The following is a 22,806-nucleotide window of genomic DNA, read 5'->3' as shown; positions in this document are numbered from 1 at the left end:
GGTTTATTAAACCTGATATCCAAGGAGTTTTCTGATCTGATAGAAAAATCTTTCAATCAGTCGCAGATCCTGTGTTACGATCTCTGCGCTGCCCCGAAGTTCTTTATCAAACGTAAGTGTTTTGTTATAGCTCGTTTTTAATCCTTTTGGTAAAATAACATCTACGTAATAATTCCCTTTTTCATCAGGAATAAGAGATATATTCTGTACTTTTCCTTCGATGATACCATATTCCTGGAATCGGTAATTGTCCAGTTTGATGAGTACTTTTTCACCCGGAGTTATTTTTCCTGAGTTTGTTGTAGGAACAGACATTCTGCCCACTAACTGTTCTTTATTTTTAGGAAGAATAGAAAGGATAGGTTCACCAACCTTTACGAACTGATTTTCGCCGAAAAACTGCTGAAAACTGGCAACACCGTCTGTGGATGAAATTACCAGATAGTTCAGTTCCCACTGTTTTAAAGATTTTCGCAGCTGCTCAAGAAGCTGTAAGGTTTGTGAAGAGTATGTAATTCTGTCTTTTTCTGTATTAATGGCAGTTCCGCTTTTGGTTTTATTCAGGTTGGAGATCCCTTCATCCATTTGTGATATGGAGATTTTAATATTTTCGAGATTTTGCTGAGCCTGAAGATATTTGATCTTTTCATTTTCAAGTTCCATCGCTGAAATAACACCCTGGTTAAATAGTTCCTGAGATCTGTTAAAGTTTTTCTTAGTCAGGTCATATTTAATAGACTCAAGGTTTTTCTGCTGCTTTAAAGTAGCAATTCTGACTCTATATTCAGAAATACTCTGATTGGCAGCCAGATTTTCAGGAGCATAAGGCTGTAACCTTGTAAAGAGTGCTTCATCCTGAAATGCTTTGGCGAAACTGTTGTATTCACCCTGTAACTCACCCAGCTTAAATCTTGAAGCCTGGGCAATAGGGAAGGTGTATAATTTATCAGGTGTAATAGAATCCACCAGTTTTTTCAGTTCTAAAATATCCTTATAATTGGCTGCAGACTGCATCACCATCAGTACATCATTCTTTTTAACTTCCTGATGATCTTTTATGAATATTTTTTCAATTTTAGAGCTGGTCCTTGCTTCTATTTTCTCAGGTGGGTTCTGAGAAGTTACAATAATGGGGGCGGGTACAAATTCCGGATATTTTATAATGTAGCTCATCAGAAGGATAAGCAGGAGGATAACAAATATAACGGTATTTCCCCAGCGGATCATCCAATGCGGAGGCTGGGTAAGAATATCCTGTACGCTTTCTGAGCGGAGTTCAATATTGTCTAAAACGTCTTCTTTCATTGTTCTGAGGTAAAATTTCCCCCAATATTTCAGGGGGAATATAATTTAAATAATTGGGCAGTTCCCGTCATACCATGATGGCGGCGAAGTGTCTGCATCCGGCGGGCATTCAAAATGCTTTATGCGGCATGGTACCCAGCTGCCAAGACACCATGATCCACAGCAGTTGTTGTCCGGGATTACAACGCCTCCGCTGACAAATGTCAAATCTTTTCTCGAAAGTTTTTTAAGATTTTTCATGATTAATATTAGTTTTTATTTTTCCTACTCTGTAAGCTTTTCGGATTCCGCTATATGTTGACTTTATCTTGTTTAATTTCCTAATTCAAGCTGGTTTCTTACCAGTCTGTAATATTCTCCCCTTAAATCTACCAGCTCAGCATGGCTTCCTTCTTCTACCACTCTTCCCTGATCAAGCACAATGATCTTATCGGCATGTCTTACTGTGGAGAGTCTGTGGGCAATAACTACAGCCGTTTTGCCTTTGAAGAACTGCTCAAGATTTTCCATAATCACTTTTTCATTGTTGGCATCCAGTGCAGAAGTAGCTTCATCAAATAAAATGTATTCCGGAGCTTTATAAACAGCCCTTGCAATGAATAATCTTTGCTTTTGGCCACCGCTGACTCCAACACCTTCATTACCGATTTTTGTATTGTAACTCAATGGAAGGCCTTCTATAAATTCTTTGATATTGGCAATTTCTACGGCGCGTCTCAGTTTTTGTTTATCAATATGATCTTCACCAACAGCAATATTATTGGCAATGGTATCATTGAATACATAGCCTTCCTGCATTACCACTCCGCAATGATCTCTCCAGTATCTCGGGGAAATATTTTTCATATTGGTATTCCCGATTCTGATTTCTCCCTGGTCTGGATCATAAAACTTCATCAACAGTTTCAACAGGGTTGTTTTTCCACTTCCACTGGCACCTACAATAGCAGTTGTCTGCTGATAAGGTATCGTAAGGTTTAAGTTTTCAAAAACCGGAACATCAGAACCGATATACCTGAACGACATATCTTTGATTTCGATATCTTTTTTCGGAATATCTGTGACGTATTGTTCATTCTTATCTTCTTCATCATCCTTATCATGGATTTCTCCCAATCTTTCAAGGGAAATTTTCGCATCCTGGGTCTGCTTGATAAAATCAATAAGCTGAAGGAGCGGACTGTTCAGCTGTCCAATGATATACTGAACGGAAAGCATCATCCCTAAAGTAAGATTTCCGCTTAACACAAGTTTTGCAGAAAGAAAACTCACCAGGATATCTTTCATCTGGTTGATAAAGTTACCTCCCACAGATTGCCATTGCTCCAGTGAAAGAGATTTTATCCGGATTTTAAACAGTTTTACCTGAAGAAATTCCCAATCCCATCGTTTTTGTTTTTCGGCATTATGCATCTTAATTTCCTGCATACCGTTGATGAGCTCGATCACTTTACTCTGCTCCTGAGATACCTGGGAGAATCTTTTATAATCGAGTTCTTTTCTTTTTTTCAGGAAGAAACTGATCCAGCCGACATACAGTACGGCTCCTACAAGGTAAACAAGGAAAAGCCTGTAATCATAAAATAACAGTACAATACTGAAAATAATAAGATTGACCAGCGAGAATAACGTATTCAGTGAAGAACTTGTAAGAAGCTGTTCAATTCTGTGGTGGTCATTTATTCTCTGCATGATATCCCCGGTCATTCTTGTATCAAAGAAACTTATAGGAAGTTTCATCAGTTTGATAAAGAAATCAGAGATGATCGAAATGTTAATTCTTGCGGAAAGGTGAAGGAGGATCCAGCTTCGGATGGTCTCAATTCCCATTCTTCCCAGGAATAGCATGATCTGTGCAAGTAAAACCACATAGATAAAATTTATATCCTGGTTCTGGATCCCGACGTCTACTATACTTTGGGTAAGAAACGGAAATATCAGGGAAAGTAAACTTCCTCCCAAAAGCCCGATAGCAAGTTGAATAACAAGTGTTTTATACTTAAGAAGATATTTGGAAAGGAATGTAAAACTAGCCTTACTTTCTTCAGCATCAAATTCTGTCTGGAAGAATGCCGGAGTTGTTTCAAGGATCAGGACAATTCCTTCTTCCGTATTTTCATTTGCATTTTCTCCAATCCATGATCTGATGAACTCTTCCCGTGTGTAAGTGATGAGCCCGTAACTGGGATCTGAAATATATACTTTATTATTCTTATCAATTTTGTATACGACAACAAAATGATTTTTATTCCAGTGTGCCACACATGGAAAAGGAACTTCTTCTGCGAGGGTATTGAAATCGATCTGGACTCCCATAGACCGGAATCCGAGGTTTTCTGCCGCATCACTCAGTCCAAGAAGACTGCTTCCTTCACGGGTTGTCTCGGAAAGGTTACGAATCTGCTGCAGGGATATGCTTTTACCATAATACTTACTGACAATCCTGAGGCATGTAGGACCACAGTCTTTGGTATCCGGCTGCTTATAAAAAGGAAACTTTTTTTTCAAAACTACTACTCATTATAAAATGCCGCCGGTGAATGGCGACATTTTTGCTTTAATTCAATTATAATTCAATGAAATGGTACATTGGATATAGTCCCATTTGTTACCGTTTTTCTACTCTTTTACACCTTTTCAGATGGTTATTTTGTTTTTCCTAAGATAGGGAAATTTTTAAATGGATAAGATTTAATAATTAAATCTCATCATCCTCTATTAATTCATCAATAAAGAATAAAATATCTTCACGATCATACTTGTCTGGAAACTGATATCCATTGATAATAAAGATAGGCGTAAAGCTTAATCCTGCATTACTGTTTTCCTTTGACATTTCTACTAATGGATTAAGATTTTCTGATGTTATGTTTCCTCCTGCAAGGGTATTGATTTTGCTTTCATCCTTGGTTTCAAACCATTCTTCTACGGCATGTAAAAACTCTTTTTCAGGTTTGTTATGATAAATATAAGTTAGGTCCGAGATAAGCTGTGTATATTTTTCAGGAGCTCTGTCAGGGCTGTAATTGAATCTCATCTGCAAAGAGAGGTTGTCCGGATATTTCTCCAAAAGGCCTTCTACCAGTTTATGAGCATCTTTACAGAAACCACAGTATGGATTGGAAACAATTGATATGCGAAGTTTGGCATCTCTTTTTCCAACAGCAAAAGTTTCGGTATCCTGGAATTCTATTTTCGGATTTTGCATCATCTGATCTTTGAAAAGCTCATAATTTCTTTTGAATCTGAGATTTTTTGCATTTGATTTTTGAAGTGCTTCTTTTTGCTCAAGAAGGGTGTTGAAATAAATAACAGCAGAGAAAACAAGTGCCCACAGGATAATTGTCAGTAAAAGTACTCCCACGCTGAAAGAAAGATTCTCGAAAAGTAAACTGCTTATTACAAGTTGTCCTGCAAGGATTGAAATAATCAACAGACATACCCTACAAAACGTTTTTTCTACAAATGCCTGAATATACAGAGAGTATCCGATGGCAAGTACAGAAACGAATGTAAATGCCTTTACAATATAAGCTGTAGTCGGTAAGAACAAGCCCAGTACCGTAATTCCTGTGAAATAAATCAGGGAAAAATCTGCGAATTTTAAACTTAGAATGCTGGTTTTATCCTGTTTTATAATTTTATCACACGAGTTGGCTGTCTGGCTGGCAGCAGTACCTCCGCCTCCGCATATACTTCCGATAACAGTAGAGGTATTTCCGAATTTCTGGTTGAAAATTTCCAGGGAAATATAAACTCCTGCTAATGAAAGAAGATTGAATATAGCTTCATAAATGGTTTGACTTATAAAAGAATAAGCAAGTACAACAGCAAAAATAATGTACAGGACCGGCTTAAAATTGAATGTCAGCTTGTTTTCCGCATTCTCTGTTTTCTCAAACAGAAGTACAAAGTCGGTTGATTTATTATAAAGCTCCTCTTTCCCGAAGGTTTTTGCCTTTTCAGAATATACTGAATAATTGTTTCCTGACTTTTTTACAAGGGAAAATGAATTTTCAACAATAGCGATAAATTCTTCCGGAAGTTCGTCCCAATATTCTTTGTCAAGTTCATAAGCGTCATTTTTTACCCCCATAAAGTTCAGCGTATCGCTGAATGCCAATGCAGATGGGTAATTGGGATGTGAGTTGAACTGGAAAATAAATTCCTGTTTATCTAGTTTTAGGTGGTTAATTAGTTTGTCAAAAATCATATTAAATATTTTTATCTAAAATACACAGATGTTTTAAATATACAAAAAAAAATCTCCTTTATTAGTGAGATATAAACGGTTGTTGATAGATTTTATTTGATCCTCAGTATTTTATTTTATATGCTTATTGCAAAAATCAGGCATTGCAGTCTGAATATTTATATTGAGTAATGATTTAGCTCTTCTCAGAGAAAACGTCTGGTATTATTTTGAATAGAAAAATAAGTCAGATAATAAACAATAGATTTTAGTTTGCAGAATGTAATTGCTTTTTTTTGAGACAATAGACGGAATTGATTTAAAAATATCTCATTTTTTTCTATGAGAATATCTGATATTTCAGAGTTGAAATTTTAGAAATATCATATAGAATATAGGAGATAACTCTAATTTCTAACAAAGGAAAAAGTAAGCTATATTGGAATATTTTTTATTTAAACAATTGTTTAGATTTGTGAATATTTAATAGCTTTAATGAAGCTATAACGCTGTTTTGTTTATTAAATATCAGTATTTGATGTGATTTTTGACAAGAACGGATGAACTCAAAAAAACTTAAAAAATCATAAAGTTTTCATAAAGTTTTAAAAAAGGATGGAAATGTTTTTGTATTTATAAAATATATCGTACTTTTACATCGCCTTGAATGAGGGAACAAGTCAAGGTAATAAATTTTTTTTCATCATTTGTGTTTTTAGAATCGTATCGCCTGATACGATTCTTTTTTTATCTATTTTTCATAGTTTAAGAGAAGATCTATAAAGTAAGAATAGGTAACAGAGCCTTCCTGCTGATTACTCTTCAGAAACAGATTGTTGGTAAATCCAAAGAAGTCATCCAGCCAGCCCTGATGTCTGAAGATGAAGCTCTTTTCATAAGCACGGTCTCTTTGCATAGCCGGAGAATAATGGCGAAGAATATTTTTTACAAACGCCGGATCTTCCTCCACAATGAATCTTAAAAGACTTTTTAGAGTAAAAAATTCGGTACTGTATCTCAGTTCCGGGTTGCTGGAATGTATTCCTATTAAATATCCCACAAAATTGGCTTCCTGCTCTCTTGCAAATCCCAATTGGTGAGAGCTTTCATGGGCTGTGGTGAAAGGGATGAAAGTATGGGGTAACTCAGAGTTATATTGGGCTTCCGCAGTAAAAGGATTGTAGTATCCGAGTATTCCCGTAAAGTTCATTACATTTTTGAACAAGCTGGGTTTAATATCCAATATCTGAGGAGCTTTTTTATCTGAAATATAAGAAGGTAATTGTGTCTGTTGGTACAGGATTTCCTTTTGTAGAGAAGCCAAGTCAGTGATTACGAAAACGCCTTTATTATCCTCATGAACAGATTGCCTGGTAACCTTACATTTTTCAAGATAGATCAGTGCTAATTTTTTTGCCTTGTCTATATTAGGTTCTTCCTGGCTTGAAAGCTTTTTAATAACAGGAGTCTGGAAGTACAGCATTCCCCAAAACACCTGGTAAATGAAATAAAAGGCATTGATAATAATCAGGATCTTCATCATCGCAGCATGTCTCTGCTGCTTCCTGAATAGAGCTATTACATAATATAAAAGAAAAATGCCTAATACAATATAAACTAAATCTCCAACAGAAAACGGAATCCAGCTGAACAGCATCTGGTGAATTCCTTTTTGAAGTTCAAAAAAACTTTCAAAAAAAGAAATCATCATTTTGGATTTCGAGAAACCATAAAACAAAAGAAATTGGGCAAGTAATACACCTGCCCAAAATCTTTTCTTCTTATATATTGTCTTTGTTATATTAATGACCACTGCCTTTAGATATTTTATCAAGATCAATGCCCTGGGCTTTTAAGATTCCACTCACACGGATCGCATAGAATGCAAGATAAGCAAAACAAATAACCCCTACGATATAACTGAAGTGAATATTCGTAATATCTGCAATATATCCTTGTAACATACTTACAATTCCGCCTCCCATAATCATCATAATAAGGAATCCGGATCCCTGGTTAGTGTGCTTTCCAAGTCCGTTGATGGCCAGTGCGAAGATACATGGCCATAAAGTAGAACAGAAAAGACCTACACTGGTAAATGCATACACAGATACCATTCCTGTAGTGAACATTCCTATAAGCAGGGCTGTAATTCCTGCCAAAGAGAAGATTAAAAGCATTCTTGCCGGGTTTCCTTTACTTAAAATATCACAGATGATCATAGCAACGATGATAAATCCATATACATAGAAAGGAGAAAGATCATGGTTGGCAATAGCATTTACCAGTAAAAATACGCCGAACGCCAGATAGGGAGCCAGGAACCTTAAGATTTTTTTGAAGCCTGCATTCACATCAAATGCTTCTACAGCACCTGTCCAACGGCCAATCATTAATGATGCCCAATACAATGAAATATAAGGAGCTACTTCTTTCGTTTCAAATCCCAGGCTTTTTTCCATATAAGCAGGAAGGTTACTTGCTGTAGAAACTTCTACCCCTACATACACGAAAATTGCGATCATTCCCATCACCAATTGAGGATACTGGAATGCAGAAGTTCTGTGTTCTCCCGGAATCACATCATCCGTATTTTCAGTATTGGTTGGAGTGATTGCAGGAAGTGAAGAAAACTTAAGCATTAAAGCTACAAGGGCAAAAGCTGCTCCCAGTATTAGGTAAGGTACTTTTACACTTTCCACACTCGCTTCCGTATTGGCAGCACTGGCAGAACCAAAGATGGCAAACGAAACAATAAGTGGTCCGATAGTAGTTCCTAAGTTATTGATTCCTCCCGCCATTGTTAACCTTTGTGATCCTGTTTCCGTAGGACCTACCTCAATAGCGAGTGGATTGGCAACAATCTGCTGAAGAGAGAATCCTAAACCTACAATAAATAATCCGGAGATCATTAAAGGAAAAGAATGCATATTGGCAGCAGGGTAGAACAACAGTGTTCCCAGTGCAGAAATCAAAAGTCCCACAATAAGACCGTTTTTGTACCCGATTTTGTTGATCAGATCCTGTTTCAGGCTCTTGGATACGATCATATAAATTAAGGAGCCTACAGTATACGCTACATAAAAGCATATCTGGACCAGCATACTTTCGGTTTGAGACAGATTGAAGGCTTTTTGAAAAACCGGGATCAGAATATCATTACTGGCTGCTACAAATCCCCAAAAGAAGAATACAGTAACCAACGGAATGAATTGAGCCCAATTGGTTTGCTTAGAATAATTTGACATATTTATTATAGATTTCACAAACAAATATAACTATTTACTTTCAACGGAATACCTCATTAAGGTTTTTTTTATTTTCTCATAAGCCTCTGCCTTTAGGTCTTTAGGCGAATCAGTAGGTTCAATAATTCCATTGAAATACACCTTTACTCTTCCGGGGTAGCCTTTTGAGTTTTCAAAAGGAAACATTTCCTTAAGTCCGATAAAGGTATAAACAGCGATAGGAGAATGATGTTTTGAGGACAGCATAAAAGCTCCGTCCTTAAAATCATCCAGGATAACAGAAGTGTCATCGGGTACGCCGCCTTCAGGAAAAATGGCAATACTGTTACCTTCTTCTATCTTTTCAGCACATCTTCGGTATACATCAGCACGGCTTCGTGCACTTGCTCTGTCTACCATCACACATATCCTTTTATATATAGTTCCGAAAATCGGAATCTTTACCAGTTCCTTTTTACCTACAAAACATATCGGATGATCTGGAAACAAAATGCAGACAAGCATGATATCCATGATAGAGGTGTGGTTGGAGATAAAAACATACGGTATATTCTTATCTTTTTCCTGAGTGGAGAGTTTAATAAGATCATATCTGAAACCCATTCCGTAGAACATTCCGAAACACCAGATTCTGACCAGCTTATAGCCGTATTTATAATGTTTTTTATTAAAAGATAAAATATACACAGGGATTCCGATGGTAACGGTCAGAAAAAATGCCAACAGAAGCAGCCAGAATCTCCAGAGATAATTTAAAATTTTTGTCACAGCCTAACCGTTAAAAATTACTTTCTTTTTTATCGAATAATTCAGAATGGAAACCAGCAATATTGCAGCAATTTTGCTGATCATTTCCGGGCTCAAGGTATAAAAAAATAAATTGATATTATCTTTAAATATGAAACTGTAGAAAATCTGGAAAAAACCTAAGCTGAGCATTGTCGAAAAAAAGGATACTATCATAAAGTAAGCAAACTCTTTTCTCTTTGAATGCTTTCCCCTTTCAAAGACAAACCAGATACTCAGGAAATAATTGGTAATAATTCCGCAGCTGGTAGAGAAAATATTACTCAGAGGATAATGTACACCATAAAAGTTGGTTTCTTTTACAATGAAATGCGGAAGATAGGTGCTGAAAACTTTAAAGCTGCCTATCTCTACAATAGCACTCAGTCCTCCTGCAATGATGAAGAACAAAACCTGCTTCTGGCGTAAGAGTATTTTTTTCATTTAATGAATATAAAAACTAAACATGTTTGTACATATTGTATAGCGTACCGGAATGATTTACAGCTCAGCAGATAAATATCTTACGGTTTCCTGCTTGTAATAATGGTTTTATAACTTCCAAAACTATATACCTTCACAATATGAATATGCAAATTTATAACTATATGTTAAACACTGAAAAAAGTTGTTAAAATATTTTTTTTAATAAAAAATATGTCTAATTTTAATATTCAGAATGATGTAATTAAGACCTGATAATAAATTCATTTTCAACTCTTTGTGTTGATGGTTTTTTCTATCTTGTAGTGCGCAGCTAAGAGCATATCCTCCTACATTTTATGACCCAATTATTAATAATATTTGTATGAAACGTCAAAACAAATACAGAAAATTCCAGCTTCAACAGAAAAATATTGAGGCTCTTGAGAAAGAAAATTCCCGCTTCAAAAGAGTGTATTCCGAATATGAAAATATGTCAAACGAATTGTGGAATCTTGAAAACTCCACTGGCGAGCCGGTGCCTGATGATTTTATCAATGCCATGGAATTACAGACTTCCTATCTTGAAGATGAAATAGAAGATTGGCTTTTACAATTCAATGAAAAAAAAACACAGATTAAACATTAATGATTTTAGACAGCTTCCAGGTTGTTTTAAATGCTAATTGAAGATAAATTCATAATTTAGCATCCTTAAATTAAAATCTAAAATATGGTTGCTATTGTAGATAGTGGTTCTACTAAAACGGATTGGGTAATTCTTGATGACTTTAAGAAAGTTTTTCTGAAAACGGAAACAATCGGTTTCAATCCGAATTTTATCAACAGGGAGCTTATTGCTCCGGAGATCCAGAAAAATAGCAATCTGATATCGGTTAAAAACTCAATTACCAAAGTATTTTTTTATGGTTCCGGATGCGGAGTGAAAAAAAACTGCGAAACCATAGAAGAAGAACTGAAAAAAGTCTTTGGAAAAGCAGAAATAATTGTGAAGGAAGATCTGATGGCTGCTGCATATGCGGCTTACAGCGGAAAACCTGCTATCGTGTGCATTTTGGGCACAGGATCAAATTCCTGTTTTTTTGACGGTGAAAATGTGAAGATAGAATTACCTTCACTTGGATTCCTGATAGGAGATGAGGGAAGCGGAAGTGCTATCGGAAAGCAGCTGGTGCGCAGGTATTTTATGAAGAAGCTGCCTGCAGACCTTCATGAAGCATTTGAGGCAGATTATCAGCTTACCGTGGAAGATGCATTGAAAAATATGTATCATACTCCAAGACCTAATGCATATCTGGCGAATTTTACCAAATTTGTAATCGAAAGAAAAGACCATCCTTATTTCAGGGATATGGTTTTTGACGAAATGAAAAATTTCTTCGAATACCAGGTTCTCCCTTATGAGGAAGCGTATGAAGCTGAGATTAATTTCATCGGCTCCATTGCTTATTATTATGAAAATACACTACGTTCTGTAGCAACAGAACTTAATTTAAATGTGGGACATGTAGTTCAGAAACCAATTGAAAGCTTAGTAGATTACCACATTAAATATATACTTTAACAAAAAACAAAATTTTATGTCAAGTAACAACAATCGTGACGAAAAGAACTTTAGCCAGGCCGCGCTGGATTATCATAAAGCAGAACCCAAAGGAAAAATTGAAGTAATCCCATCAAAGCCTCACTCTTCCCAAAGAGATCTGTCATTGGCATACTCTCCGGGAGTAGCAGTGCCTTGTATGGAAATTCATGATAAACCGGAAACAGTTTATGATTACACAGGAAAAGGAAATCTGGTAGCAGTAATTTCTAACGGTACTGCCGTACTTGGACTGGGAGATATTGGTGCTGAAGCTTCAAAACCGGTAATGGAAGGGAAAGGACTTTTGTTCAAGATCTTCGCAGATATCAACGTTTTTGATATTGAGATCGATGAAAAAGATCCTGATAAATTTATTGAAATCGTAAAAGGAATTGCTCCTACTTTCGGAGGAATTAACCTTGAAGATATTAAAGCTCCCGAAGCTTTTTATATAGAACAAAGGCTGAAAGAGGAATTGAATATTCCTTTGATGCATGACGACCAGCACGGAACAGCAATTATCTCAGCTGCTGCATTGATTAACTCTCTGCAGATTGCCAATAAGGATATTGATAAAGTGAAAATGGTGGTAAACGGAGCTGGAGCTGCGGCCATCGCGTGTACAAAGCTTTACATCTCATTAGGGTTGAAAAAAGAAAACGTTCTGATGTGTGACAGTAAAGGAGTAATCAACCATAAAAGAGAAAACCTTACTCCTGAAAAACTGGATTTCATCGCCCAGACTGATATCGAAACATTGGAAGATGCTGTAAAAGGATCTGATGTTTTCGTTGGATTATCAAAAGGAAACGTAATGACTCCTGAAATGCTATTGAGCATGAACGAAAATCCTATCGTATTTGCTTTAGCTAATCCTGATCCGGAAATTGCTTATGATCTTGCACTCGACACCCGTAAAGATGTGATCATGGCTACAGGAAGAAGTGATTATCCTAACCAGGTAAATAACGTATTAGGATTCCCTTATATCTTCCGTGGGGCATTGGATGTACAGGCTACAGGAATTAATGAAGCCATGAAACTGGCTGCGGTACACGCCATTGCTGATCTTGCAAAAGAACCGGTGCCGGAAGCTGTAATTTTAGCATACAATGTTCAGAATCTTCAGTTCGGAAGAGAATACTTCATTCCGAAACCATTTGATAACAGATTGATCACAAAAGTATCAAGCGCTGTTGCAAAAGCAGCTATTGAAAGTGGTGTTGCCAGAAAAACCATTACGGATTTTGACGAATATGAGCACCAGCTTTTAAACAGAATGGGTAGAGATGAAAGATTGGTAAGAATGATGCAGAGCCGTGCGAAATCCAATCCGAAAAGAATTACCCTTGGTAATGCTGAAGAATACAACGTATTGAAAGCTGCTCAGATCCTTTATGAAGAAGGAATTGCTTACCCAAGCCTTTTAGGGGATAAAAAATACATCAAGGAGCAGATGGAGCGTTACGGAATTACTCTGGATGTCCCTATCATTGATCCAAGTGATGATGATCAGAAAGAAAACAGAAAAAAATACAGAGAAACCCTTTGGAAACTTCGTCAGAGAAAAGGAATGAACGAGTACAAAGCGAAGAGATATGTTCGCCAGAGAGATTACTTTGGACCTTTGATGCTGAGACATGGTGATACTGACGGACTTATCATAGGATTCTCTAAAAACTATACTTCCGTTTTACGTCCTGTTTTAGAAGTTATTGAAAAAGATAAAGGCGTAGACAAAGTAGCGGCAATGATGATGATCCTGTCTGAAAAGAAACCTATTTTCTTTGCAGATACTTCCATCAACCAGAACCCTACAGCAGAGGACTTGGTGAATATTGCTAAAATGGCAGAATTTACAGTGAAATCTTTTGCGATTGAACCAAGAATCGCAATGCTTGGATTTGAAAATTTTGCTGCTATCTCTGAAACTTCCAAGAAAGTTGCGAAAGCAGTAGGAATTCTTCATGAAAAATATCCTAAAATGGTTGTAGACGGTGAAATTCAGCCCGATTTTGCAATGAACGCAGATCACCTGAGTGATTATCCATTCTCAAAATTAGGAACAACTCCGGCCAATACATTCATCTTCCCGAACCTTGAAAGTGCCAACCTTTCTTATAAAATCTTGAGAGGTATGAAGGTTGCACAGGTAATAGGACCTATCTTAATGGGATTAAAACAGCCGGTACACGTCCTTCAGATGCGTTCAAGCGTAGATGAAATTGTAAATCTTGCTACAATTGCCGTTCTTGATGCTCAGAGAAGAGAGAAGAAATAGTAAAAACATACAAATATTATTTAAAAAATAACACCATAAGAGGTGTTCAGATACAAAAAAGACTCCATATTTTGGAGTCTTTTGTTTTTATGTTAATTCCTTGAATTCTTATTTGAAATTTAAGTTAAAAGTCATTCGCAGATCAAATGAAAACATTAATTAGTTTAAATTGCTATATTTGGGAGTTTTAAAAATTAATAATGATATTTTCTTTACAAGGCACTGTTCAGGAACTTACACCTACCTACGCTGTCATCAATGTGCAAGGAGTTGGTTACTACGTGGGAATCAGTTTGATGACCTCACAGACGCTGGTTTTGAATCAGCAGACCTTTTTATTTATTCAGCAGATCATTCGTGAGGATGCTCATCTTCTCTTTGGATTTAACACACGTTCAGAAAAAGAAATGTTCAATCTGTTAATAAGTGTTAACGGAGTGGGGGCTGTCTCAGCACTTATACTTTTGTCAACTTTGAGCCTTGATGAGATTGCTTCAGCCATACTTTCCGGAAACAGTGCATTGATCCAAAAAGCTAAAGGCATCGGTGCAAAAACTGCTGAAAGAATTATCGTAGATCTTAAAGATAAAGTACAGAAATACAGTGATCCTAACGCGAATATTTCTGTGATGGTGGATAATAAAATTAAGGAAGAATCGTTATCTGCATTAGAAGTTTTAGGCATTCCTAAACGAACCAGCGAAAAGATTGCGGATAAAATTATAAAACAAAATCCAAGCATCTCTGTAGAAGAATTGGTTAAACAAATCTTAAAAAACATTTAACATTTGGTGGCGAATATTAAGCATCTTAACATATTTTTGTTCCTGTCGTTCCTGTGTATGTCTGTCAGTGCTTTCGCGCAGGCACAGAAAGATACAGCGATCATAAGAAAACAATATGAAGTGGCTGACCCTACGAGGTACGAAGCCTATTACGATATAAAAACCGGGATGTATTACGTATATCCCAAAATCGGAAATACCATTACAGGTCCTCCTACAGCCATGTCTCCGGAAGAATATAAAGAATATATGCTTGCCAGCCAGACAAAAGCCTATTACAAGGAGAAATCTGATAAATATAACCTTCTCTTCAGAAGAGACAGATCCGATGCCAGAAAGAAGGGGCTTATTCCTTCACTACAGATCAACAACAGACTTTTTGAAACTATTTTCGGGGGTAATAAAATTGAAATCATTCCTTCGGGGTATGCATCCCTGGATTTTGCAGGACTTTACCAGAAAATAGATAACCCGATGATCCTGCCGCAAAACAGGACCAGCTTTACCTTTGATATAGATCAGAGAATTCAGCTGGGATTATTGGGGAAAGTAGGTGAAAACCTTCAGTTAAAGGCTAATTATGATACCCAGAGCGGTTTTGCTTTCGAAAACAGGATGAATCTCGTCTGGCAGGCAAAAGGAAGCTGGAAAGATCTTCAGAGCAAAGGCCTTGGAAATGTTGATAAGCCTAACGAAGGAGGAGAAGATAAAATAATCAAAAGAGTTGAGTTCGGTAACGTAAACATGCCGCTTTCGACCAGTCTTATCCGTGGTTCCCAGTCATTGTTCGGGGTGAAAACAGAGTTCCAGCTAGGAAAAACATTCGGAACAGTTGTCCTTTCCCAGCAACAGGGTGAAGCCCGTAATATTGTAGTTCAGGGTGGTGGTGTGATGAATAACTTTAAAGTCAATGCTATTGACTATGAAGAAAACCAGCACTTCTTTTTAGGGCACTATTTCCTGAACAAGTATGACGATGCTTTGATTAATTATCCGCAAATCAATTCCACAATCAACATTACCAGATTGGAAGTTTGGGTATTGGATCAGGGGAACAGTAATCTTGCCTATCAGAAAAGTATTATCGGGATCAGAGACCTGGGAGAAGCAGCAGGAGGAGCTACTTTACCAGATAACTCTCTGAACGGATTATATGATAAAGTATCAGAGGTAGCCGGTACCAGAGAAGCAGGAAAAAACTATGGTACTATTTTCCAGGGACAGGTACTTCCTGGTGATCCCACTCCTTATGATAACGGGGAACAATTTATATACAATACAAAAGCCAGGAAGCTGAATGCTAATGAATATACTTTTCAGCCGCAGCTTGGATATATTTCATTAAACCAAAAACTTAATGACCAGCAGCTTTTAGCCGTTTCATACTCCTATACCGTTAACGGAAGCAATAAAGTATACAAAGTAGGGGAGTTTTCTGAAGAAAGCCCTGTACTGGTTACTAAAGTACTGAGAGTAAATAACAAAGTCAACACTCAGTCTCCGATGTGGGATCTGATGATGAAAAATATCTACTCTATAGATGCAGGACAAGTTGCTCCGGATGGATTTATCCTTAACGTATATTATAGAGATCCTAAAACAGGAGGTAAGGTAAACTATCTTCCGGACACTCCTGTAAAAGACCAGAACTTACTGAAATTATTTAACTGGGACCGTCTCAATATGAACGGTGATATCCAGAATAATAAAGATGGAAGTAAAGGAGACGGTATCTTCGACTTTGTCAATGGTCTTACCATCAGACCGGAAACAGGAAGAGTCATCTTTACCAAAGTACAGCCTTTCGGGAAATATCTGGAATCAAAATTGGGTACAAGTGATCCTCAGTATGTATTTCAGGATCTTTATACCAAGCAGAAACAACAGGCGCTCTCAAGTAACCTTTCACAAAGATATACCATGGAAGGCCGTTATAAAGGCGTTCAGGGACAAGGTATTTCTTTAGGAGCAGTAAACGTTCCTCAGGGATCAGTGAAAGTAGCTGCAAATGGAGTACAGCTTACGGAAGGAGTAGACTATACCGTAGATTATATGCTTGGTACGGTTACCATCATCAATGAGAATGTAAAGCAGTCCGGACAGGCTATCAATATTTCACTGGAAAACCAGCTGACATTTAATACCCAAAGAAAAAGATTCCTAGGATTAAACTTAGAAAGAAGATTCAGTGAAAACTTTATCTTAGGAGGAACGGTAATCAATTACTCCGAATCTCCATTGACCCAGAAAGTAAACTTCGGGCAGGAAGCCGTAAACAATACCATGGCTGGGATCAACCTGATGTACAACAATCAGGCTCCTTACCTGACAAGGCTTACCAATAAACTTCCAATGGTAAAAACCGAAGCTCCATCCAATCTAAATTTCAAGATGGAAGCTGCCTACTTATTACCGGGCTTGAATAAAGGAACCAATAACCAGTCATATATTGACGATTTTGAACAGACAACTTCTAAAATATCATTAAAAGAACCGGCAGCATGGAGCCTTGCATCAAAACCGGAAAAAAATAAATTACCGCCATTTAATACGGTACCGGCAAATGATGATATAACAAGTGGATATGGAAGAGGACTATTAACATGGTATAACATTGACCCAAGATTCTGGGGTGTCGGTGGAAAGGCTCCTGCAGGAATCACACCACAGTCTGTATCCAATCACGCTTCCAGAAGGGTACAATATTCCGAAATTTATAACAACAGAGATTTCGTAGCAGGAGAACAAACCTTTACGAATACTTTCGATATTTCCTATTTTCCTAAAGAAAAAGGACCGTATAACGTTAATCCTTTAACAGAACAGACACAAAGCAGATGGGCTGGAATTATGAGATCCATCAGTGTTCCGAACTTTGTGAGTTCAAATATTGAATACGTTGAATTCTGGATGATGGATCCTTATGCAGATGGTAAAACATTGGGTGCTGATCCAAAGCTTTTACTTCACTTAGGAAACGTTTCCGAAGATGTTCTGAAAGATGGAAAAATGCAGTATGAAAACGGACTTCCTACTCCGGGAACTCCTTCTTCTACAACAAATTCAAACTGGGGAGTACAGCCAAAACAGCCGCCAATTTTATATGCATTCTCTACAGAAGGAGATGACAGAAGAACTCAGGATGCAGGATATGATGGTCTTACTTCTGATCAGGAAGCCATGAGGTTCGGGAATACCTTTGTAAACCCGGTAACCAATATTGCTGACCCAGCAGTGGATGATTTCGTATTCTATCTTTCTGATAAATTTACAGGAAGTCAGGCTGCTTCGGTAGTGGAACGTTACAAGTATTTTAGAAACCCGGAAGGAAACTCAGAAGCAAACTCTCTGAATGTATCTTCACAAACTCCGGATGCTGAGGATATTAATAAGGATTACAACCTTGATCAGAGTGAAAACTATAACCAATATGTTATAAAGCTTGACCAGCCAAGTTTATCACTTGGGTCAAATAATATTGTAGATGTAAAAACAGTAAAAGCAACATTCCAGAACGGACAGACCTCAGATGTTAAATGGTATTTGTTCAGAATTCCTGTGGCGAATTATGATCCAGCTGAAGGAACAGCAGATCCATCTGTGTTAAATAACGTAAGATTTGCGAGATTAATGCTGACAGGATTTGATCAAACGTCTACTTTAAGATTCGGAACAATGGATCTTGTAAGATCAGACTGGAGAAAATATACCAGTAAGATTGCAAGTTTAAATGTTACTAATCCGGAAGAAGGAACGGGAACTGTGACAGATCCGAATTTTGAAATAGGAAGTGTAAATATTGAAGAAAATGCACTGAACCAGCCTCCATATGTATTGCCTCCGGGAATCGACAGACAGGTATTGAGTGGTAACGCAGGAGCTCAGAGACAGAATGAAGCTTCACTTTATATGAAAGTGAAAGATCTTAAAACTGAGGCAAGAGGTGTATTCAAAAATACAACGTTGGATATGAGAAGATACAAAAAGCTGAAGCTGTTTGTACATGCTCATGATCCTTTGAACAGAGTAATTGGACTGGATGAGAATACCAAATTCTTTATCCGTTTCGGAAGCGATGCTACTGATAACTATTACGAGTATGAATCATCTCTAAGAATGACTCCTACAACGGCAACAGCTCCTATGGAGATCTGGCCAATAGAAAATGAAGTTGATTTTGATGTTCAGAACTTTGTAGATGCTAAAATCAGAAGAGATAAGTCTGGTGTTGCAATTACTAATAGAACAGTTGACACAGGATATCAGGAACCTTATAAAAATATTTATATCAAAGGTAGACCTAGTTTAGGAAATATTACCACAATCATGATTGGGGTAAGAAATGCAGATCCAAGAACAAACTCTACCATAACGAGAGTTCTTTGGGTTAACGAAATCCGTCTTTCTGAAATTGAGAATGATGGAGGGTATGCAGGTAACGCCAGCTTAAACTTTAATATGGGAGACCTTGCAACAGTGAATGCCAATGCCTCTTATACATCTGTTGGTTTCGGGAATATTGATTCTAAACCTGCAGAAAGAACCCAGTCTACCCAATCAGCATTCAGCATTAATACCGCGATTAATGTAGATAAATTCCTTCCGGAAAAAACCGGAGTAAAGATTCCGTTAAATTATTCTTACTCACAGACTATTGAAGATCCGAAATACAATCCTCTGGACACCGATGTGGAGTTCAGCAAGGCTCCAAACAAAGATCAGTTGAAAAAAGTAGCGAGAACTTATACCCAGCAGAGAAGTATAGGAGTTGTGAATATGCATAAGGAAAGAGTAAATCCAAATAAGAAGCCTAAATTCTATGATATAGAAAACGTTTCTGTAACTGCTGTTTATAACGATGACTATTACAGGGATATTTATACCAAGAGAAACTACAGACAGTATCTGAGAGGGTATATTGATTACAACTACACATTCAAACCGTGGGTGATCAAACCTTTCAACAAAATGATCAGCGATACTGCAAAATCTACAAAGTATCTGAGATGGGTGAAGGAATTCAACTTTAATCCAATACCTACAAGAATATCTTTCAGAACTGAAATCGACAGAAATTATAACGAGCTTGAGTTCAGAAACGTGGAAGCAATCCTGAACGGAAACATGAACAGTGACTTTGATGCCATCAAAAACAGAAACTTCTTCTTTGGATGGCAGTATGGATTAGGATTTAATTTCACAAAATCATTAAAGCTGGAAATCAACTCAGCAACAAGAACCCTTAATGATAATCTGGACGTAAATTCCATGGACAATAAGTCGATCTTCGGAAATGTATTCAGAGCAGGAAGACCGGTATTGTACAATCACAGAGCACAACTGAATTATAAACTGCCGTTCCAGTACCTGCCTTACCTGGATTTCATTGATGCGGAAGTAGGATATGGATTTACATACAACTGGGCAGCAAGATCTACTTCATTGCTTGGATTTGTGGATCCTAATACTAACCAACCTGCGAGTTTAGGATCAGTGGGTCAGAATACCAATATTATTCAGGCAACGGCTTCAGCAGATCTTCCTAAGTTCTTTGGTCAGTTTAATTACTTTAAAAACATCAATGCAAAACTGCAGAAGCGCAGACAGGAGATGGACTCTCTGAATAACGTATATGCAAAACAATGGGAAAAGAACAGATACAGATATAAAAAATATAAATTTAAAAACAGGCTTACTCCACTTCAAAGTGCAGCATTCTTCCTGACTTCATTCAAACAGCTGAATGTAAGTTATAATGAAACAAACGGAACAGTGCTTCCGGGACTAATATCAGCTCCAAACTGGTATGGATACGGCCAGACACTGGGAGGTCCGACACTTGGATTCCTTTTAGGATCACAGGCAGATATCAGAAGAACGGTAATGGAAAACGGATGGGTGAGTGGTTCCAACTATATGACAGATCCATACGTAAGAATGTCTACCAAAGAATTGAGGGCAGACTTACAGGTAATGCCGATGAACGATTTAAGAGTTGATCTGAATGTATTGCACACTTTTAACAGTAACTTCTCACATACAGGATTTAACTATACCAATAATGGAGTTCCTGATCCGGACTTTACATTTGCCAGCGAAATGACAACTTATTCCAATACGACAACGCTTCTTAGCACATCGTTTAAAGATGGACAGGCTGTTTATCAGGCGATCAGAGAAAATGCAAGAGCGCTTTCCCAGCAATTGGGAGGCCCTGGAGCAGTATTGGATAACAATGGATTTGCCCAGCACTATAGCATCGGAAACGCCTATGTATTAATTCCTGCCTTTAGAGCAGCTATGGAAGGAAAGTCTGTGACACCGATGACCAATCCTAAAAAATCAGGATTCCCATTACCAAACTGGAGAATTACGTATTCAGGATTAAAAAATATCCCGATCATTAGTGGACAGTTCACGAAATTCGATATTTCACATGCTTATACCGCTACCTATACTGCAACGGGTATACAAAGCAATGTAGATTATCATGACAACCCTAACGGATATTATCAGACTGTAGATGATGCTGGTAATGTAATCAAAAATGCAGGAGACAAAATCAATCCATATACATTTGCACAGGTTGGGTATGTAGAATCCTTCTCTCCGCTTATTGGAATAGATGTTACCATGAGAAACAATATGCAGTTTGGGATACAGTACAACAGAACCAGAATGATGGTGCTGGGATTGGTAAACCAGACGCTTACTGAAGATGCCAATACGGAATACGTAGTAAGACTTGGATATATTGTCAGAAACTTCAGATTGGGAACAGCCAATATCAGAGGTAGAGGAACAAGAGGAAAAGGAAGTGACCTTAACATCAGAGGAGATATTTCATTAAGAGACAGTAAAACATCCATTATGAATATCCTGTTAAATGATGCTCAGGTTACCGGAGGACAAAGATTAATGAACATTAAATTGTCCGCAGATTACAACGTTTCTGAGAACCTGAACCTGAGAGTATTCTACGAACAGATGACCTCAAAGTATAAGATTTCCACAGCATTCCCGCTGTCTACAATCAGAGCAGGTATTTCAGCCACATTTACATTCGGTGAATCCGGAGGTGGATTCTAAAAATAATACAAACCTAAAAGTCCTTCAGTTTTGAAGGACTTTTTTTATATCCGATATTTGAAGCTACTATATTTTTGAATACATTTGTACAAAATAAAAATTTAAAAATGAACACACCATCAGAATTAAAGTACACCAAAGATCACGAATGGATCAGAATCGAAGGTAACGTTGCTACAATCGGTATTACAGACTTCGCTCAGGGAGAACTTGGAGACATCGTATACGTAGATGTAGATACTGTAGATGATGACCTTAATGGAGGAGACGTTTTCGGAAGTGTAGAAGCGGTAAAGACTGTTTCAGATCTATTCTTGCCTGTTTCAGGGAAGGTTATTGAATTTAATTCAGACTTGGAAGATCAGCCTGAACTGTTAAATACAGATCCTTATGGAAACGGATGGATCATCAAATTGGAAATTGCTGATGGAGCAGATCAGTCAGAGTTACTTTCTGCAGATGATTACAAAGCGATCATTGGATAAGATTTCAAAAATATTTAGTAAGATACTGCCCATTTATTGGGCATTTCTTACTTATATGCTTCTCAAACCCGGAGAAGAGAACCATGAATATTGGTTCATGTTCAATGGTATCGACAAAGTTTTGCATCTCAGTATCTTTGCGGCTTTGGGTTTTTCTTTCATTGCCACATTTCCTAAAATAAAATTCTACTACTTCTTTCAGATCATCCTTATTTATGCATTCCTTACTGAAATTCTGCAGGAAGAAATGGGACTGGGCAGATCTATGGAAACTTTAGATATCGTTGCAGATACTATAGGATGTCTGTTAGGATACTATGCCTACAAACTATTGATCAAACGTTTTTTCTGATCCCACTTTCGAAAAACTGCTAATCATTCTATATTTCTATCTCTAAATATAAGAGAACCACTTTACCTTCCCAACTTTCCCACACTCCAGCTCTCCAACTCTCAAACTCTCCAACTTTATTTTGGAGCTATTTCCTGCTATCCATTTTTACTCCTCGAGCCAGTGCCCTCCCATCCTCAAACCCTCTCGCGCTCCAGCTCCTGCTGCGGGGTAACCATTCCTATCAGGGCTAGGCAGATTATAAGTAATGAGTA

At 37.4% G+C, this 22,806-nt stretch carries 14 protein-coding genes; 7 read left to right on the top strand and 7 right to left on the bottom strand.

The features are described 5' to 3' along the window. Positions 1-6: 6 nt before the first annotated feature. From ACE3RB_RS15285 to ACE3RB_RS15255, 7 genes are all read right to left on the bottom strand, one after another. Positions 7-1,305: an HlyD family secretion protein gene (locus tag ACE3RB_RS15285; protein ID WP_131437699.1), complete on the bottom strand. Its 1,299-nt coding sequence runs from the start codon at positions 1,303-1,305 to the stop codon at positions 7-9. A gap of 312 nt (positions 1,306-1,617) precedes the next feature. After that, positions 1,618-3,813 (bottom strand): peptidase domain-containing ABC transporter, encoded by a 2,196-nt coding sequence (locus ACE3RB_RS15280; protein WP_374464987.1) that lies wholly within the window; start codon positions 3,811-3,813, stop codon positions 1,618-1,620. A gap of 190 nt (positions 3,814-4,003) precedes the next feature. Then, entirely contained in the window at positions 4,004-5,518 is a 1,515-nt protein-coding gene (locus tag ACE3RB_RS15275; RefSeq protein ID WP_374464986.1) for a thioredoxin domain-containing protein, read from the bottom strand. A 730-nt stretch (positions 5,519-6,248) separates the two neighbouring features. Next, on the bottom strand, positions 6,249-7,208 hold the full coding sequence (locus tag ACE3RB_RS15270; RefSeq protein ID WP_374464985.1) for a DUF3810 domain-containing protein: 960 nt from the start codon (positions 7,206-7,208) through the stop codon (positions 6,249-6,251). A 91-nt stretch (positions 7,209-7,299) separates the two neighbouring features. Beyond that, positions 7,300-8,745: an MFS transporter gene (locus ACE3RB_RS15265; RefSeq protein WP_374464984.1), complete on the bottom strand. Its 1,446-nt coding sequence runs from the start codon at positions 8,743-8,745 to the stop codon at positions 7,300-7,302. A gap of 30 nt (positions 8,746-8,775) precedes the next feature. Continuing rightward, positions 8,776-9,513, bottom strand: coding sequence for a lysophospholipid acyltransferase family protein (locus ACE3RB_RS15260; RefSeq protein ID WP_374464983.1), 738 nt, complete (start codon positions 9,511-9,513; stop codon positions 8,776-8,778). Positions 9,514-9,516: 3 nt separating this feature from the next. Then, positions 9,517-9,975, bottom strand: a complete 459-nt coding sequence (locus ACE3RB_RS15255) for a GtrA family protein (RefSeq protein WP_374464982.1) — start codon at positions 9,973-9,975, stop codon at positions 9,517-9,519. Positions 9,976-10,339: 364 nt separating this feature from the next. Here ACE3RB_RS15255 and ACE3RB_RS15250 point away from each other — a divergent pair, with 364 nt between their 5' ends. From ACE3RB_RS15250 to ACE3RB_RS15220, 7 genes are all read left to right on the top strand, one after another. Further along, complete coding sequence (locus ACE3RB_RS15250; protein ID WP_002981716.1) at positions 10,340-10,603, top strand: hypothetical protein; 264 nt, start codon at positions 10,340-10,342, stop codon at positions 10,601-10,603. 84 nt (positions 10,604-10,687) lie between these two features. Next, positions 10,688-11,539: a BadF/BadG/BcrA/BcrD ATPase family protein gene (locus tag ACE3RB_RS15245; protein ID WP_374464981.1), complete on the top strand. Its 852-nt coding sequence runs from the start codon at positions 10,688-10,690 to the stop codon at positions 11,537-11,539. Positions 11,540-11,555: 16 nt separating this feature from the next. Beyond that, on the top strand, positions 11,556-13,841 hold the full coding sequence (locus tag ACE3RB_RS15240) for an NADP-dependent malic enzyme (protein WP_374464980.1): 2,286 nt from the start codon (positions 11,556-11,558) through the stop codon (positions 13,839-13,841). 200 nt (positions 13,842-14,041) lie between these two features. Further along, a complete protein-coding gene (ruvA, locus tag ACE3RB_RS15235; protein WP_114821945.1) occupies positions 14,042-14,626 on the top strand; it encodes a Holliday junction branch migration protein RuvA in 585 nt (194 codons plus the stop codon). 57 nt (positions 14,627-14,683) lie between these two features. After that, on the top strand, positions 14,684-21,715 hold the full coding sequence (sprA, locus tag ACE3RB_RS15230; RefSeq protein ID WP_374465003.1) for a cell surface protein SprA: 7,032 nt from the start codon (positions 14,684-14,686) through the stop codon (positions 21,713-21,715). A 107-nt stretch (positions 21,716-21,822) separates the two neighbouring features. After that, positions 21,823-22,200 carry a glycine cleavage system protein GcvH gene (gcvH, locus tag ACE3RB_RS15225; RefSeq protein ID WP_041461925.1) on the top strand — a complete coding sequence of 126 codons (378 nt, stop codon included), beginning with the start codon at positions 21,823-21,825 and terminating at the stop codon, positions 22,198-22,200. A gap of 25 nt (positions 22,201-22,225) precedes the next feature. Further along, complete coding sequence (locus ACE3RB_RS15220) at positions 22,226-22,552, top strand: VanZ family protein (protein ID WP_374465002.1); 327 nt, start codon at positions 22,226-22,228, stop codon at positions 22,550-22,552. Positions 22,553-22,806: the final 254 nt, after the last annotated feature.

The sequence above is a fragment of the Chryseobacterium sp. genome (genome assembly GCF_041914225.1).
GTDB lineage: Bacteria > Bacteroidota > Bacteroidia > Flavobacteriales > Weeksellaceae > Chryseobacterium.
The sequence above is the reverse complement of the archived record's forward strand: the minus strand, read 5'-3'. Positions and strand labels throughout refer to the sequence as shown.